This is a genomic window from Acidobacteriota bacterium (assembly GCA_016715115.1).
In the GTDB taxonomy this organism is placed as follows: domain Bacteria; phylum Acidobacteriota; class Blastocatellia; order Pyrinomonadales; family Pyrinomonadaceae; genus JAFDVJ01.
The window spans coordinates 129,950-144,567 of the sequence record JADKBM010000001.1 but is presented as its reverse complement, the minus strand read 5'-3'; the positions used below and the strand labels follow the sequence as shown (position 1 = coordinate 144,567).

Sequence of the window (14,618 nt, the reverse complement as noted above, 5' to 3'; positions counted from 1 at the left end):
AGACCTAACCCGCTGCCACGGCCGAATCTCGACGGCTCCCGTCGGGATTGAGCTGGACCAGCGGCGAAACGAAAAGGCTCTCCGGTTTCGGATTGCCCGCCGCGAGCAGATGAAACTGCGGCGTCTTCGACGTCATCGTCGTCAACCGATGCAGTTTGTGTCCGACGCGCGGCGTTTCGTTGAACTTCTCGGCCGCGTCCGGAAGCTTCGACGCGCTTTCGGCTAGTGCCTTAAACCGTTCGGAAACGTCCGGGGTCGAAACGGCGTGCTTTACCTGAACCGGCCGCGATTCATCTTTCAGATTCGGGTAACGCAGGCCTTCGTACGCCGGAGTCGAATCGGCGATCGCCTTGAAAACTGCCGTCGCCGCGAAGTTGAAGCCGAAATCGACTCCCATCTCGCGGGCGATGAGACTGGTGATCACCCAGTCGGCCTTCGCCTGGTTTTGCGGTTCGAGTGCCTGGCGGACGCGTTGGACGAATCCGGAATTATTGGTATACGTGCCATCGACCTCGGCGAAGCTCGCGGCGGGAAGCACGACGTCCGCGTGAGTCGTCGTTTCAGTTTCAAAAAGCTCCTGAACCACGACGAAATCCTTGCCGGCAAGTACCGAAGCATCCTGAAGGCTTCCGCCGATAAGCAGCGCCTTTGCCGATTTGACGACATCCGCGACCGGCTTCCGTCCCGGAGTCATATCGTGCGCGCCGACCGAGTTGTTGTAGCGGGACAACGGATGAAGCAGCACGCGACGGTTTTCCGCGCCGAATCTGGCGGCCGAACCGGCAAGCGCTGCCTGCGCGTCCGCCGAAAGCTCGCCGCTGACCATAATGATCAGATCGCCCTCGGTTTCGCTGATGGTCCGGTTGATCGCGTCGATCTCTTTTGCGTCGATGCCCAGCTTTCCGGTCTCTTTGCCGTTGCCGATGAACGTCGAAACAAAGGCATCGTACGAATTCGGATTGATATGGACGAACTGGCTCGCCGCCGAATTGAGTCGGATCGGAGTGTCGTTGATGACGATCAGTTTCGCGCCGCCGTTCTTGACCGCCTGGCGGATCTGCTTCGCCGTGAACGACTGTTCTTCTTCCGGTTCGCCGCCGACGAGAAGGATCGTTCTTGCGTAACGAATCTCCTTATGCGTGCAGAGCGGCGCGCTCAAATTTTCGAAAAACGGACCGGGATCGGAAACGTCCGAAACGGCGTAACCATCTGAGTGCACAACATCTTGCGCGAATTTCCTGAGCGCGAAAACAGCCTCGTTCGTCAGCCGCGGCGAAGCGACGACGCCGACGTTCTTGCCGTGTTCCTTGAATTTCGCGGCGACGTGCGCGATCGCATCGTCCCACGTCGCGGGAATCAGTTTGCCGCCTTTTTTGTAGCGGATCAACGGCGTCTTGATGCGATCCGGCGAGTTGATGAAATCGTGCGCGAAACGAGCCTTGACGTCGAGAAACTCGCCGTTAAGACCGTTGACATATCGGTCGCGGGCGACAACGCGGTGAACCTTGCCGCCGCGCGTGCCGATCGAGATCTGCATTCCGTCCGAACCGTACGGATCGGTGGTCACCGTCTGATCGAGTTCCCAGGGACGCGTTTCGTGACGGTAGGTTCCGTCGAGCAGCGTTCCGGTCGGGCAGACCTCGATGCAGTTTCCGCATTGCGAGCAACCCAACCAACCGCCGTAAGTTCCGATAACGGTGTTCGCGCCGCGGTTTCCGGCCTCGATCGCGTCTTCACCCATCCATTCGTGGCAGACGCGCGTGCAGCGTTTGCAAACGATGCAGCGCTGCGGATCGTTGGCGACGATCGGCGACAGATATTTCTCGGGCTGAGCGTTCTTCTTTTCCGAAAAGCGCTCTTCAACTTCGCCCCAATCGAAAATGACTTCCTGAAGCTCGCACTCGCCGCCTCGGTCGCAAACAGGGCAATCAAGCGGGTGATTGGCGAGCAGAAACTCGCCCATCGAACGCTGCGCCTTTTCGATCTCCTCGCTTTGCGTCGTGACGATCATCCCGTCCGTGCACGAGATCGTGCACGAGGTCTGAAGTTTCGGCATCTTCTCGATGCGCACGAGGCACATACGACAAGACGCCTGGACTTCGAGATCGCCGTAATAGCAAAACGACGGAACTCCGTAACCCTTTTCGTGACAAACGTCGATCAGGCGGGCTCCTTTCGGAACCTCGTATTCCTGCTCGTTTATCGTGACTTTGATTAGTTCTGCTGACATTTTCAACTATTGCCTATGCGTCTTTCTTTGTGGTCTCAGCCTTCGGCGGCGTGTTCTTTTTCGTGGTCTTCGGACGGCTCTTGCCGTGCGATCCCGCAAAGATCTTTCCGCGTCTGCTTCTTTTATCGCCTCTTCCCATAATGATTCTCCAATTCTAGATTTTGGATTTCAGATTTTGGATCATTCGGGGATTGGGGGCCTGAGAACCAATCCAAAATCCAAAATCTAAAATCTAAATTGCATTCAGCCATTTCTTGAAGTCTTCCGGAAAACGCTTGATCGCGCTCTGGATCGGCCACGCAGCAGCGTCGCCGAGCGGGCAAAACGATTTGCCTTCGATGTTGTCGCAAATATCGAGCAACAACTGCGCGTCTTCCGGTCTTCCCTCGCCGGTCGAGATCCGGTTAAAGATCTTCACCAGCCAATCCGTTCCCTCGCGGCAGGGCGTACACCAGCCGCACGATTCGTGACGATAGAATTCGGTCAGGTTCTTGGTCGATTCCATAATGTCGACGGTCTCGTCCATAACCATCATCCCGCCCGTGCCCAGCATCGAGCCCGCTTCGACAAGTCCTTCGTAATCAAGCGTTACATTTTTACCGATGATCTGGTCCGCGTTCATAATGTAAACGCTCGACCCTCCGGGGATCACGGCTTTGAGCTTCTTGTCGTCGCGGAGCATTCCGCCGCAGTCTTCCATAATGAACTTCTCCATATCGGCATAACCCATCGGAAGTTCGTAAACGCCGGGCTTCTTGACGTGACCGCTGATCGACCAAAGTTTCGTGCCGCCCGATTTCTCGGTGCCGAGATCGCGCCATACGGTTCCGCCCATCTCGATGATCTGCGGGACCGACGTGAAGGTCTCGACGTTGTTGACGACCGTCGGGGAAGCGTAAAGCCCCTCGACTGCCGGAAACGGCGGCTTCATCCGCGGGTGACCGCGGAACCCTTCGAGCGACGACAGCAACGCGGTCTCCTCGCCGCAAATGTAAGCGCCGGCGCCGGTGTGCGTGTGGATGTTCATCGAAAAACCGGTGCCGAAGATGTTGTCGCCGAGGATTCCGGCGGCGCGCGCCTCTTCAAGCGCGGCATCGACGATATGGATCAGGTAATTGTATTCGCCGCGGAAGTATATGTAACCGGTCGAAGCTCCGAGGGCGAATCCGGCGATGATCATCCCTTCGATGACGGCATGCGGATCGCGCTCAAGCAGATAACGGTCCTTGAACGAGCCCGGCTCGGATTCATCCGCGTTGCAAACGACATACTTCGGCTTCGGCGACTGGCGCGGCACGAACGACCATTTCATGCCGGTCGGGAATCCCGCGCCGCCGCGTCCGCGTAGCGCGGAAGCCTTGACTTCGTTGATGATGTCATCCTGCGACATGCCCATCGCTTTTTTCAGCGATTTGTAGCCGCCCGCATCCTGATACACCTTCAGCGTGTGCCCGTCTTTGACGTGCATCAGCTTTAGCTGTAACGGTTCACATCCGATTGCTTTGATTTCCATAACAAGAATTACCAGCCCGAATCTATCGCAGTTTTCATTGTCACTTCGTTTTCGTTTCGGCGCAGCAACGGTTCTCCGGGAGAATCGTCGGCAGATATTTTACCTTCAGATACATCACTGCCTGCACATTCGGTTCGAGCCCGGCAGGGTTGATCGTCAGGTCGAAATCCCTTCCGTCAAAACCGTCGTAGTACGAGGTCGACGCCTTTGCTTTTTGAATAACGCGGCGGTAACCCTGGGTATTGCCCGCTTCATACGCCGTATAGTCCTGATAGAGCTCATCCGGCGAATACGAATTGAACTTCTCATTGACGACACCGACCGGTTTCAAAGTGATCCCGAGTCCCGCGTACGTTTGCTCCTTCGCTTTGATGATCTTCGTCGCTTCGGTCAGCATTCGCTGCTTGATTCCGGCGAAATCGTTGACGACGAAATCGATCTTGATCAGGTCATAGATGCCCGCGGCGTTCGCGAGATTCGTGATCTGGCGCAGCAGGCCGCGGTCTTTGAACCGGATCATCAGGTTCTTCGCCGTTTTGTAGCCCTTCAGCTTCTCAGTCGCCACCTTCCCCGATGCGTCGAACTCGTAATACGGCGCTTGATTGATGAAATCCACGAACATATCCGTGATCCCGATCGTTCCGAGTTTCGAGCGCAGCGCGTCGATCCTCGTGTCGACCGACTGTTCGCTCAAAGCGCTCGTCTGGCCTTCGCCCTGAACTCCGAACGACGCGACGAATTCGTCGGCCTTGACGTTCATCAGCACGGTGGCTTCAAGAAAGAAGACCTCGGTGACGTCTTTCGTGGCCTCGCTCCCGGCAAGTTCGCCGGTCGCGAGCGACCGGCGCCGTTCGGTGTTTCCGTAGGTCGACGCATTTGATCTTTCCTGTCCGAACGAAAACGAATTGACAAAGAACAAAATAACAAAAATCCAGAACCCTTTTCTCATAACTCACCTCAAACAAAGAATTTACCTAACCCGCCGAGGAGAGCGTTTACGCGGAATATCCCGAATCGCCGCCGACTGAAAACCAGCGGCTTACTAATAAAGATCAAAGCGCCTCGGCCACCTTCAGCGTATCCGTGTACTGGACGAATCTGGCGATCTTGCCGTCGCGAAGCGTCCAGACGTGTGCGAAGGGAACCGACATCGATCTTCCGGTCGCACAATATTTTCCGCTGTATCGGCCGAGCGCGACGACCGTGTCCCCGTCGCTGACGAACTGCGACGGAACTGCGCTGTAACCTTCCCACTCGCTCCCGAGTTTCAGAAAGACATTCTCGACGATCGCGCCGGCGCCGACATACGTCCCGCCGTACGGAAATCCCTCGGCTTCGGTCCATTCGATGTTGTCGGCAAACGACCCGAGAAGTCCCGGAATGTCGCCGGATGCGAACGCCTTGTACAGACTTTCAACGATTTGGCGGTTGTTCATTGGCTTTATTCCAAAGAATCGAGGATCTTGTCGACCTTTTCGATCGTCAGATCCTCGTGGTAATCAAATCCGATCTGCATCATCGGTGCCGTGCCGCAACTGCCGAGGCATTCGACGAGCGTCACGGTATATTTGCCGTCCTCGGTCGACTCTCCCGGCTTGATGCCGAGTTTGCCGCAGATATGGTCCGTGATGTCCGGCTCGCCCATTATCTTGCACGACAGGGTCTTGCAGATCTGAATATGATGGCGTCCGACCGGGCGGAGATTGAACATCGAGTAAAACGTCGCGGTTTCCCAAATATCCGTGACCTCGAGTCCGAGGAACTTCGCGAGGAAGTTCACTCCCTGGTTGTCGATCCAACCGCGTTCGCGCTGAATCACAAAAAGAAGCGGGATCAGTGCCGAACGGCTCCGTTCCTCAGGATACTTCTTCAAATGCGATTCCATCTCGGCGACGACCGCCGGAGAGAACTCCGCTACTTCGTCGGTGTAATTGATCTTGTTCGTATAGTCGGTTGCTACTGATGCCATCTTGTTCTTTCGCCTACGGCCTAAAATTGTATACCACCACGCCTTTTACCCTAACAGGATACCCTTCGATAGTAGTTGTCGAGAAAGTCGATTCACTGGCCGCCTTCACCGATGCCGCTCGGAGCAACGGATGACCTCCAATGGCTTTGGCGGATACGACGTAGCCTAGTTCGTCAATTGTGACCATCACGTAAACGGTGCCGATCGCGCGAACGGCCCGGGCGGCGGCCGGATACTTTGGGACGACAAGATTCTTCGCCTTCCCATTAACAACTTCGCCAGGCAGCTCCGCCGTACTTTGCGAGTTTGCCGATACGATCGGCGGGATGTCAGTATCCGGAACTGCCGTCAAATCATCGCTGCGTCCGTCACCAACTGTTTCCGAATTCTTCTTAACCCGCCGCAAATCGAACAGCGCGGGCGAATTCTTCTTAACCCGCCGCAAATCGAACAGCGCGGGCGAAACGATATCCGCTTCCTTGCCGGGCCAGACAAAGAAAATCCGCGACGCGGGAATCGTCACATCATTATCCTCGCAACCGATTCTGTCAATCGTTGTCTTGAATCCGCGTTTCCGAATCTCTATTCGGTAGGTTCGGCCGACGTTCAGCTCAGCGAACCGGGAACCGTCTTTCTTTATCGGTGTCGCGGCTTTGCCCGATTCCGCATCCGAAAGCGTTATTTGCGCATCGTCGACAGGAAACTGCTCGGACGATCCTTCTTCTTTGAACTCAAAGATCCTCAGTTTGATCCCACAGCGTTCCTGCGCCGAAACCGCTGCGGGCAACAAGACGCAAAGAATGAAAGCGCCCACAAGTCCTTTGGTGTAAATCTCGGATTTCGACATCAGCCAAAAACAACAGCGAGAGCCGTCCGCAGACGGCTGACTAACTAATGAACCCTCTGCTCCGTGCGACGTTCGAGCGCATCGATCCGGCGACCGTTGTCGGCCACCTCGGCCGCGATCGAATCTGTTTTCACTTCCAGCCGCCGCAACGATTCGCCCTGTTCGGTTTGGATCCCGCGAATCTCGGCAATATCTGCCCGGATTTCGACGATATCGGCCCGGATTTCGACGATATCTGCCTTGATTTCGACGATATCTGCCTTGATTTCGACGATATCTGCCTTGATAACGTCGATATCTGCCTTGATCACGTTCAATTCTTCACGAATCGCGTTGACACTGATCACTAAGTTGTTGAGGATCTTAAAGATCTGTTTTTCCTGATTTTCGGTCATGAGTATTTCTCCTTCTTCTAATTTCTCTGAGTATTAAGTAAAAAGCCCCGTATTCAAATCCCCTGTTTTTAACCGATCAACGATCAATTTCCCCCAAAACAATATCCAGCGATCCGATGATCGCAACGACGTCGGCGACCATTTCGCCTTCGCTCATTGCCGGCAACGCGGCGAGATTCACGAAACTCGGGCCGCGGAAGTGGACGCGTTCGGGTTTCGGGCCGCCGTTTGATTTCATATAGACGCCAAGTTCGCCTTTCGATGCCTCGATCGGCATATAAACCTCGCCTTCCGGAACATTGAAGCCCTCGGCGACGATCAAAAAGTGATGGATCAGCGAATCCATATGTTTGCGCATATCGTCGCGGTCCGGAAGTACGACTTTCGGCGCGTCGGCTTTGACCGGGCCGGGCTTGAGGCGATCGAGCGCCTGGCGGACGATCTTGTGCGATTCGTAACATTCCCGCATCCGGACCTGGAAACGCGCCCAGACGTCGCAGTCGTTTTCGACCACGACGTCGAAATCGTATGTTTCGTAACTCGTGTACGGATTGTCGCGACGGAGATCGAGATCGACGCCGCTGCCACGCAGACACGGCCCGGTCAATCCCCAGTCGATCGCCTCCTCGCCCGAAATAATGCCGATGCCTTGCGTCCGCGACTGCCAGATCGTGTTGCCCGTGACGAGAGTTTCGAACGTCTTCATCGCGTCGAGAAAGTTGTCAAGAAACTGTCGGCAACGATTTTCAAAGCCCGCCGGGAGATCCATCATCAGACCGCCGATGCGGAAATAACTCGGCGTCAAGCGGCCCCCGGAGACCGATTCGATAATGTTTAGTATTTTCTCGCGTTCCTTGAAGCAGAAAAAGAAGACGCTCATCGCGCCGATATCGAGACAGTGCGTCCCGAGCCATACCATATGCGACGCGATCCGCTGCAGTTCGCACATCAGGACGCGGATCGTTTGCGCTCGTTCCGGGATCTCGAGCTGGAGCAGCTTTTCGGCGGCCATCACATAAGCCAAATTGTTTCCGAGCGGATTAAGATAATCCATTCGGTCGGTGATGACGATTCCTTGCTGATACTTCTTATACTCGAAAAGCTTCTCCATTCCGGTGTGGAGATAGCCGATATCCGGCACGGCTTTGACGATCAGTTCGCCGTCGAGCCGCAGGTCAAGCCGCAAAACGCCGTGCGTCGAAGGATGCTGCGGCCCCATCGACAGAGTCATATGCGACTCGAGCGTTCGGTCGAGAACTTCGACGCCATCGGTTACATTTTCCAATCCCATAATGGTCTTAAATTCGAACTCCGCAGAAATCCGCGATCCGAAATCTCAAATCCGACATCAACTCAAAGAATAGGGTTCATACCCGCGCAACGGATAATCCTTGCGGAGAGCGTGGCCGTCGAAATCCGACGGCAAAAGAATCCGACGCAGATCCGGGTGATTGTCAAAGATCACGCCGACCAGGTCATACGCTTCGCGCTCGTGCCAGTTGGCCGACTTCCAGATGTCCGAGACGGTATCAACGTGCGGATCGTCTTCCGAGAGCAAAACCTTCAGACGAAGCCGTTGGTGATGCGTCGTCGAAAACAAGTGATAGTTGACCTCGAAACGCGGATCGTCTTCCGGCCCGCGGTCGGAACCGCAAAGGTCGGCGAGAAGGTTGAAACCGTGCGAACCCTTCAGGAATCCGCACACGGCGTTGATCGCTTCGCGCGGCACCGTGACCGTGATTTCACCAAGCGAATCCTTAACGTCGGCGACCCACGAAGCATTCTCGCCTTTCAGGTTTTCGACAATTTCCAGAAGTGTGTTCATTGTTACGTTAATTCTGCTGACCGTTTATTTCCCTTCGATCGAATCGAATGTCCGACATTAACAACTACGAGGACTTTCGTCGCTCGTGGCGTGACGGCACCGAATACGGACGAGCCGTCTTGTTCTGCGCCACTTCGGCCTCAATCTCGCGTTCGAGGGCGGTTCCCTCGGTGACCGGCAGCGTTCCGGGAACGATCGCCTTGCGCGATTCTTCTTCAAAAGCGTCGCGTCGGTCCCTCACCGAGTCCGTCATTATCTTTTCCTGGAGCATCGTGATCGCGTGCACCAGCATTTCCGGTCGCGGCGGGCAGCCCGGAATGTAAATGTCGACGGGAACGATCTTATCGACGCCCTGGACGATCGCGTAGTTGTCGAAAACACCGCCCGACGTTGCACAGGCGCCCATCGAGATGACCCATTTGGGTTCGGGCATTTGATCGTAGATGCGTCGGAGAACCGGCGCCATCTTCCGCGAGACGCGGCCCGAGACGATCATTACATCAGCCTGCCGCGGACTTGCCCGAAAGGTCTCCGCGCCGAAACGGGAAATGTCGTTGCGCGACGCGGCCGTATTCATCATTTCGATCGCACAGCACGCAAGTCCGAAAGTTGCCGGCCAGATCGAGGACTTTCGTGACCAGTTGATCACCGCGTCGAGTTTGACCGTCACGACGTCGGGAAGTGATTCCCAGATGCTATTTTCTAAACCCATGATTCAATTTGCGATTTGCGATTTGGGATTTTTGATTCCGAAAGACCAGCCCATCACGCCAATCCAAAATCCAAGATCCCAAATTCCTAAGCGGCCTTTTTCAATTCAGTCCGTTCGGCATTCTTTGCCTTGACTATTGCTTTCGCTTCCGCACGGGCCTGAGCGCGGGCCTGCATTCCCCAGTCGAACGTCCCTTTCTTCCAGACATAAATGTAGCCCACGACCAGCGTGCCGATGAATATCAGGATCTCGATAAACGCGATCGTTCCGAACGCGATGCCGCTGATCTTTTGTTGCGCGAGCAGTTCTTTGAACGCGACCGCGAACGGGACCATAAACAAGACTTCTATGTCGAACAGCAGAAAAATGACGGCGACCGTGTAGAACTTGATCGAGTAACGCTCGCGTGCCGATCCGACCGGGTCCTTGCCGCATTCGTACGGCATCAGTTTCGTCGCCGTCCGCTTGCGCGGTCCGATCAACTGCGTCACCAAAAGCTGACTTGCGGCAAAGCCCATCGCGATCAAAAACATGACCCCGATCGGCGCATAGTCCATTAAGTTGAAGTTATTCATCGAAGCCTTTTAATTTCTTGAATTCAGACTGCTTAAAATCGAGAAATCGTACGTAGCGAACTTGAGAATTATTGCACAAAACAAATCGTAAGTTAAGCCGGAAACAGTGTCAAGGCGACGAACTTTTGACAAGCTCTTGACGGTATTCGCGACGCCCCGATGTTAAATTGCGGCAAGTTAATACAAATTTTGCAGGAATATTTTTCGTTGACCGCAATTTGCGCCCTATGCTACTTTTGAGTTGGCGCAATGCGCCGCGAAAGCCGCTTTTCACACCGCTTCTATTTCAAATTGTGATAACAGGATTCAATACAGATATTGAGCATAACGGCGTCGTTTACCACGTGCAGACCGAGGATAAAGGTCTGGACGCGGCGCTCATCCTGTCACTCGTTTACGATCGCGGGACAATTCTTGCCAGTAAACGCACGCCTTACGATGACTTGATCGAGAATGGATTCGACGAAAAAGTTCTCGCCGAACGACTCCAGAAGCAGCACAAACTGATCTGCGCCGCTGTCCGAAACGGCCGAATCGAGGACCTGAAAAAGATGGCCGCGAAGGATGCCGCGCTGAAACGTGGAAGTTCTTCGCCGACCAAACCGGTTCTGCAGCCAGCTGCGCACCCTATTGGTGCGCAGGCAAATGAGTTGGTGCCGCCGGTCATCAGCCCGTACCGACCGGCAGTCCAGACAATCTCACCGGCTCGCGCCGAGCCGAGTCCGCCCGTCCAACCGGCGCACGCTTTCACAGCGCCGATCCCGCAGCCGAATGAAGAACTCGTTTGGGATCTGCCGTTGAAGATCATCGACGACGAACTGGTTGTCGAAGCGGACGGAATCATCGATGATGCGACCGGCGACACGATTGTGCTTGACGACGCAATTCAATTCGTCGAACCGATCCCGACCTACAACGGGAAACTTGAGATCGACTTCGCGACCAAAACGACTTTCCGGGCCGGCGAGCGGAAGACGCTTCAGATCTGCGTCCACCGCGGCGACCCGACAAAGCGGATCGTCGGCGTGCAGATCGTCGTCAAAGTGCTCGGTTCGAGCTTTCGCCCGTTGATTTTCCACGCCAAGACCGATGCCACCGGCATCGCCGTCATCCATCTCCAGGTTCCGCAGTTCCGTTCGGGCCGCGCGGCCCTGCTTGTCCGCGCGTTGGACAAAGGCGAAGAGGCCGAACTTCGGCAGATCGTCCGCCAGGGCTGATTCGATTTGGCAGTTTGCGTTTGTTAGACTCGTAGTATGAAAGTCACGGTCAACGGCGAATCGCGCGAACTCGCGGCGGACGTTTCCTTGCTCCAGATGCTCAGAGAACTTGAACTGCCGACCGCGCGGGTCGCGATCGAACTTAACCGCGAGGTCGTCCGCAAAAGGGATTGGGATAGCATCACAATAAAGGACGCGGATCGTATCGAGATCGTCCACTTCGTCGGCGGAGGCTAGGCAATTCGGACCGGCGATGTCGGAGTTTCGGACCTTCGCGGCTTTCGTCCCGCGATCAACAATCAACGCTCAGCAATTAACAAGCATCCGCGAATATTGTACATTCGATTTATCGGCTGACGGTGACTTCAGGATTTCGGTTAACCCGAAATCGGAAAACCCGATTCCGAAATCGAATTATGTCTGACACGTTTACACTCGCGGGGACAACGTTCACCTCGCGGCTTATCATCGGAACCGGCAAATATCGCAGTTTCAAGGAGATGCAGGCGGCGCACAAGGCTTCAGGGGCGGAAATGGTGACGGTCGCCGTCAACCGCGTTCCGCTCGACCGCAAGTCCGAATCTTTTCTCGACTATCTCGATCCGGAGATGCGGATCCTCCCGAACACGGCCGGTTGCTACGACGCCGATCACGCGATCCGCACGGCCCGTCTCGCGCGCGAGGCGCTTGAGACGGATTGGATCAAACTCGAGGTCATCGGCGATCCGGTGACCCTTTTGCCTGACAACGAACAAACGCTGGAAGCGGCGAGAATTCTCGTCAAAGAAGGGTTCATCGTTCTGCCGTATTTTTCCGACGATCTGATAATGGCCAAGAAACTGCTCGACGCCGGATGTCCGGCGGTGATGCCGCTCGCGGCGCCGATCGGGTCTGGAATGGGCGTTCAGAATCCGTCAAATCTGCGAATCATGCGCGAACAGTTGCCGGATGCGACGATCATCGTCGATGCCGGCGTCGGCGTGCCGTCAGACGCGTCGATCGCGATGGAACTCGGAGCCGACGCGATCCTGATGAATACCGCGATTGCCGAGGCGCGCGATGCGGAACTGATGGCGACGGCGATGAATTACGCCGTCAGGGCGGGACGTCTTTCATATCTTTCGGGCAGAATGCCGAAGCGACTCTACGCGTCGGCTTCGAGCCCGATCGAGGGAGCGATCAAATAATGAGGGAAGTTAAGTTAATTATCATCGTCAGCGCCGCGGCGCTTTTTATCGCGGCCTGCGCGGCAAAGGAGCCCCCGGGTCAGCCGCGCGTCGGGATCGTCTTGGCCGAAAGCAAAATGTACGAGGCGTCGCTCTATCGGCAGAATTGTGCGCTATGCCACGGCGTCGAGGGATATGGAAAGGAGATGCAGGGCCGAATGATCCCGTCGCTCCGTCACGGCGATATCGCAAGCAAGACCGAGGAACAGATCTACGAACAGATCGCCACCGGCAAGCCGCCGATGCCGTCGTTCAAATTTCAGCTGACCGAGGAAGAAATGCGGCGGATGGCAAAGTTCATCTACAAAGATCTGCAGGGACGGCAATAAATGAAGATCCTGATCTCCGGTGCGACCGGACTTGTCGCAAAGCAGCTGATCCCGGTCCTCGAATCAAAAGGGCATTCGATCTCGAAGCTTGTCCGTACGAAGACGGCGGGTTCCGACGAGATAATCTGGAATTCCGAGAACGGCTTCAGCGATGACGAAGCGCTGAAACTAGAAGGATTTGACGCCGTGATCCATCTTGCCGGCGACAACGTCGCTTCCGAGAACTGGTCCGCCGACAAGAAGCGCCGCATACGAGAGAGCCGCATTCAGGGGACGAGATTGCTGGTCGGCGCGCTGGCTGAATGCAAGACCAAACCGAAGACCTTGATTTCGGCGTCGGCGATCGGATTCTACGGCAATCGGGAAGACGAGATCCTGACCGAGGAATCCGCTCCCGGAAGCGGTTTTTTCCCTGAGATCTGTCAGGGATGGGAAGCCGAAGCGTTGAAGGCAAGAGAATTCGGAGCGCGCGTTGTGACACCGCGTATCGGAATCGTTCTTTCCAAAGACGGCGGCGCGCTCGAAAAGATGCTCACGCCGTTCAAGTTCGGTGTCGGCGGCATCATCGGATCTGGAAAACAATGGATGCCTTGGATCGCAATCGGCGATCTTGTGAGGATTATCGTCTTCGCTCTCGAGAATGAATCGATCAGCGGACCGCTCAACGCGACGGCGCCGAATCCGGTGACCAACTCCGTATTCACGAAAACGCTTGGGAAAGTGCTCAACAGACCAACATTTCTTCCCGTCCCAGAATTTGCCATCAAGCTGCTGTTCGGCGAGATGGGCGAGACTCTGTTGCTGCAGGGAAATCGCGTGATTCCCAGAAAAGCACTCGATTCGGGATTCGAATTCGATTTCACTGATCTTGAAGGCGCGCTTGCCGCGCAACTTGTTTAGGCTTGAGACACGGACCACGCTCACTCAAGACCTTTTTGCCTTTCGCTTCAGCTTTCTCGCATTGTCCGATATCCAACGCTCGGCATCGTCGTAATATAAAAACTTGCGTTCACTCTCGCGGAATTCGCGAGTGTGGTTCATCCTTCGTCCGTTGATGTTCTTCGTCGGATGAAACACGTGGAGCATTTCGTGGAACATCACGTATTCGACGACGAATTTCGGCACGTGCGCGTCATCGAGCGAACGGCTGATGACGATCGTCCGGTGAGCCGGATCGTGATGGCCGAGGATCCTGTAGGTTCTGCGCGCCGACCAGGTCAGCACCGGTTTCTCCAAATTGCCTCCGAAATAGATCTGATTCACCTTTTCGAAGATGCCGTCGAGGTCGTAAACGGCTCCGCGCGCACCGCTGATCACTTTTCGGCCGAGCGATCGTTTGTTCTCGCGGGCCTTCTCCTGCACCTCGTGCCCCTTCACATACGCGGCATAGACGCGCCTCGCCTCGGCCGGAACCGAGCGGCGCAACAACTTCGCGACCAGGATGTAAGCGAGCGCCTTGTGCTCATTCGGCGGCATCGTCCGGCATATTTCGCCGACACGCACCAGTATCCGGCCGTCACGGATGCGGATCGTATGATTGATGCCGACGTACGGATAAAACTCGACCGAGATCTCGGGCATCTGATTCCCGCTGCGGTCGAGCGCGCGGAACGCTTCCACGTAAAACGGTTTCAATTCATCGGCAGCCTTGCTCATAAAACATAGAGAGTAGTGGATTCAGACCCGAACGCGCAAAGCCGCCGGGTTTGGCGTTGGTCTGCAGCGGCTCCGTCAGCGGTTCGGTACGAAGAAACCGTCAACGGCCATTTATCAGTTTTCA

18 protein-coding genes are annotated in these 14,618 nt (G+C 55.6%); 5 read left to right on the top strand and 13 right to left on the bottom strand.

All coding sequences use genetic code 11. The annotated features are described in order from the left end of the window. Window positions 1-4 precede the first annotated feature (4 nt). From IPN69_00725 to IPN69_00670, 12 genes are all read right to left on the bottom strand, one after another. Window positions 5-2,230 carry a molybdopterin-dependent oxidoreductase gene (locus IPN69_00725; protein MBK8809244.1) on the bottom strand — a complete coding sequence of 742 codons (2,226 nt, stop codon included), beginning with the start codon at window positions 2,228-2,230 and terminating at the stop codon, window positions 5-7. 13 nt (window positions 2,231-2,243) lie between these two features. Further along, complete coding sequence (locus IPN69_00720) at window positions 2,244-2,369, bottom strand: 30S ribosomal protein THX (protein ID MBK8809243.1); 126 nt, start codon at window positions 2,367-2,369, stop codon at window positions 2,244-2,246. Window positions 2,370-2,462: 93 nt separating this feature from the next. After that, a complete protein-coding gene (gene nuoF, locus IPN69_00715; GenBank protein MBK8809242.1) occupies window positions 2,463-3,698 on the bottom strand; it encodes an NADH-quinone oxidoreductase subunit NuoF in 1,236 nt (411 codons plus the stop codon). Window positions 3,699-3,783: 85 nt separating this feature from the next. Further along, complete coding sequence (locus IPN69_00710; GenBank protein ID MBK8809241.1) at window positions 3,784-4,692, bottom strand: SIMPL domain-containing protein; 909 nt, start codon at window positions 4,690-4,692, stop codon at window positions 3,784-3,786. Window positions 4,693-4,795: 103 nt separating this feature from the next. Beyond that, the gene (locus IPN69_00705) at window positions 4,796-5,179 is read right to left on the bottom strand and encodes a nuclear transport factor 2 family protein (GenBank protein MBK8809240.1); all 384 of its coding nucleotides are present in this window, start codon (window positions 5,177-5,179) and stop codon (window positions 4,796-4,798) included. A 5-nt stretch (window positions 5,180-5,184) separates the two neighbouring features. After that, complete coding sequence (gene nuoE, locus IPN69_00700; protein MBK8809239.1) at window positions 5,185-5,712, bottom strand: NADH-quinone oxidoreductase subunit NuoE; 528 nt, start codon at window positions 5,710-5,712, stop codon at window positions 5,185-5,187. 13 nt (window positions 5,713-5,725) lie between these two features. Further along, window positions 5,726-6,559: an energy transducer TonB gene (locus tag IPN69_00695; protein ID MBK8809238.1), complete on the bottom strand. Its 834-nt coding sequence runs from the start codon at window positions 6,557-6,559 to the stop codon at window positions 5,726-5,728. 44 nt (window positions 6,560-6,603) lie between these two features. Further along, window positions 6,604-6,954, bottom strand: a complete 351-nt coding sequence (locus IPN69_00690; protein ID MBK8809237.1) for a hypothetical protein — start codon at window positions 6,952-6,954, stop codon at window positions 6,604-6,606. Window positions 6,955-7,030: 76 nt separating this feature from the next. Further along, the gene (gene nuoD, locus IPN69_00685; GenBank protein ID MBK8809236.1) at window positions 7,031-8,185 is read right to left on the bottom strand and encodes an NADH dehydrogenase (quinone) subunit D; all 1,155 of its coding nucleotides are present in this window, start codon (window positions 8,183-8,185) and stop codon (window positions 7,031-7,033) included. 117 nt (window positions 8,186-8,302) lie between these two features. Beyond that, a complete protein-coding gene (locus tag IPN69_00680; protein ID MBK8809235.1) occupies window positions 8,303-8,779 on the bottom strand; it encodes an NADH-quinone oxidoreductase subunit C in 477 nt (158 codons plus the stop codon). A gap of 64 nt (window positions 8,780-8,843) precedes the next feature. After that, on the bottom strand, window positions 8,844-9,491 hold the full coding sequence (locus tag IPN69_00675) for an NADH-quinone oxidoreductase subunit B (protein MBK8809234.1): 648 nt from the start codon (window positions 9,489-9,491) through the stop codon (window positions 8,844-8,846). 86 nt (window positions 9,492-9,577) lie between these two features. Then, window positions 9,578-10,066 (bottom strand): NADH-quinone oxidoreductase subunit A, encoded by a 489-nt coding sequence (locus IPN69_00670; protein ID MBK8809233.1) that lies wholly within the window; start codon window positions 10,064-10,066, stop codon window positions 9,578-9,580. 293 nt (window positions 10,067-10,359) lie between these two features. Here IPN69_00670 and IPN69_00665 point away from each other — a divergent pair, with 293 nt between their 5' ends. The 5 genes from IPN69_00665 (at window position 10,360) to IPN69_00645 (ending at window position 13,738) form a co-directional block, all read left to right on the top strand. Further along, window positions 10,360-11,283 (top strand): hypothetical protein, encoded by a 924-nt coding sequence (locus IPN69_00665; GenBank protein MBK8809232.1) that lies wholly within the window; start codon window positions 10,360-10,362, stop codon window positions 11,281-11,283. A gap of 36 nt (window positions 11,284-11,319) precedes the next feature. After that, window positions 11,320-11,520, top strand: coding sequence for a sulfur carrier protein ThiS (gene thiS / locus IPN69_00660; protein MBK8809231.1), 201 nt, complete (start codon window positions 11,320-11,322; stop codon window positions 11,518-11,520). Between the two features lie 179 nt (window positions 11,521-11,699). Continuing rightward, on the top strand, window positions 11,700-12,470 hold the full coding sequence (locus IPN69_00655; GenBank protein MBK8809230.1) for a thiazole synthase: 771 nt from the start codon (window positions 11,700-11,702) through the stop codon (window positions 12,468-12,470). After that, complete coding sequence (locus IPN69_00650; GenBank protein ID MBK8809229.1) at window positions 12,470-12,838, top strand: cytochrome c; 369 nt, start codon at window positions 12,470-12,472, stop codon at window positions 12,836-12,838. The genes IPN69_00655 and IPN69_00650 overlap by 1 nt, the downstream gene beginning before the upstream one ends. After that, window positions 12,839-13,738, top strand: a complete 900-nt coding sequence (locus IPN69_00645) for a TIGR01777 family protein (GenBank protein ID MBK8809228.1) — start codon at window positions 12,839-12,841, stop codon at window positions 13,736-13,738. A gap of 24 nt (window positions 13,739-13,762) precedes the next feature. Here IPN69_00645 and IPN69_00640 read toward each other — a convergent pair whose 3' ends face one another. Beyond that, window positions 13,763-14,494 (bottom strand): M48 family metallopeptidase, encoded by a 732-nt coding sequence (locus tag IPN69_00640; protein ID MBK8809227.1) that lies wholly within the window; start codon window positions 14,492-14,494, stop codon window positions 13,763-13,765. Window positions 14,495-14,618 lie beyond the last annotated feature (124 nt).

What these genes read in the sequence shown, in the direction of transcription:
- IPN69_00695 (MBK8809238.1), bottom strand. Translation starts at nt 6,559, where the DNA reads ATGTCGAAATCCGAGATTTACACCAAAGGACTTGTGGGCGCTTTCATT.
- thiS (MBK8809231.1), top strand. Translation starts at nt 11,320, where the DNA reads ATGAAAGTCACGGTCAACGGCGAATCGCGCGAACTCGCGGCGGACGTT.
- IPN69_00655 (MBK8809230.1), top strand. Translation starts at nt 11,700, where the DNA reads ATGTCTGACACGTTTACACTCGCGGGGACAACGTTCACCTCGCGGCTT.
- IPN69_00670 (MBK8809233.1), bottom strand. Translation starts at nt 10,066, where the DNA reads ATGAATAACTTCAACTTAATGGACTATGCGCCGATCGGGGTCATGTTT.
- IPN69_00725 (MBK8809244.1), bottom strand. Translation starts at nt 2,230, where the DNA reads ATGTCAGCAGAACTAATCAAAGTCACGATAAACGAGCAGGAATACGAG.
- IPN69_00675 (MBK8809234.1), bottom strand. Translation starts at nt 9,491, where the DNA reads ATGGGTTTAGAAAATAGCATCTGGGAATCACTTCCCGACGTCGTGACG.
- nuoE (MBK8809239.1), bottom strand. Translation starts at nt 5,712, where the DNA reads ATGGCATCAGTAGCAACCGACTATACGAACAAGATCAATTACACCGAC.
- IPN69_00640 (MBK8809227.1), bottom strand. Translation starts at nt 14,494, where the DNA reads ATGAGCAAGGCTGCCGATGAATTGAAACCGTTTTACGTGGAAGCGTTC.
- IPN69_00650 (MBK8809229.1), top strand. Translation starts at nt 12,470, where the DNA reads ATGAGGGAAGTTAAGTTAATTATCATCGTCAGCGCCGCGGCGCTTTTT.
- nuoF (MBK8809242.1), bottom strand. Translation starts at nt 3,698, where the DNA reads ATGCACGTCAAAGACGGGCACACGCTGAAGGTGTATCAGGATGCGGGC.
- IPN69_00690 (MBK8809237.1), bottom strand. Translation starts at nt 6,954, where the DNA reads ATGACCGAAAATCAGGAAAAACAGATCTTTAAGATCCTCAACAACTTA.
- IPN69_00710 (MBK8809241.1), bottom strand. Translation starts at nt 4,692, where the DNA reads ATGAGAAAAGGGTTCTGGATTTTTGTTATTTTGTTCTTTGTCAATTCG.
- IPN69_00720 (MBK8809243.1), bottom strand. Translation starts at nt 2,369, where the DNA reads ATGGGAAGAGGCGATAAAAGAAGCAGACGCGGAAAGATCTTTGCGGGA.
- IPN69_00680 (MBK8809235.1), bottom strand. Translation starts at nt 8,779, where the DNA reads ATGAACACACTTCTGGAAATTGTCGAAAACCTGAAAGGCGAGAATGCT.
- IPN69_00705 (MBK8809240.1), bottom strand. Translation starts at nt 5,179, where the DNA reads ATGAACAACCGCCAAATCGTTGAAAGTCTGTACAAGGCGTTCGCATCC.
- nuoD (MBK8809236.1), bottom strand. Translation starts at nt 8,185, where the DNA reads ATGACTCTGTCGATGGGGCCGCAGCATCCTTCGACGCACGGCGTTTTG.
- IPN69_00645 (MBK8809228.1), top strand. Translation starts at nt 12,839, where the DNA reads ATGAAGATCCTGATCTCCGGTGCGACCGGACTTGTCGCAAAGCAGCTG.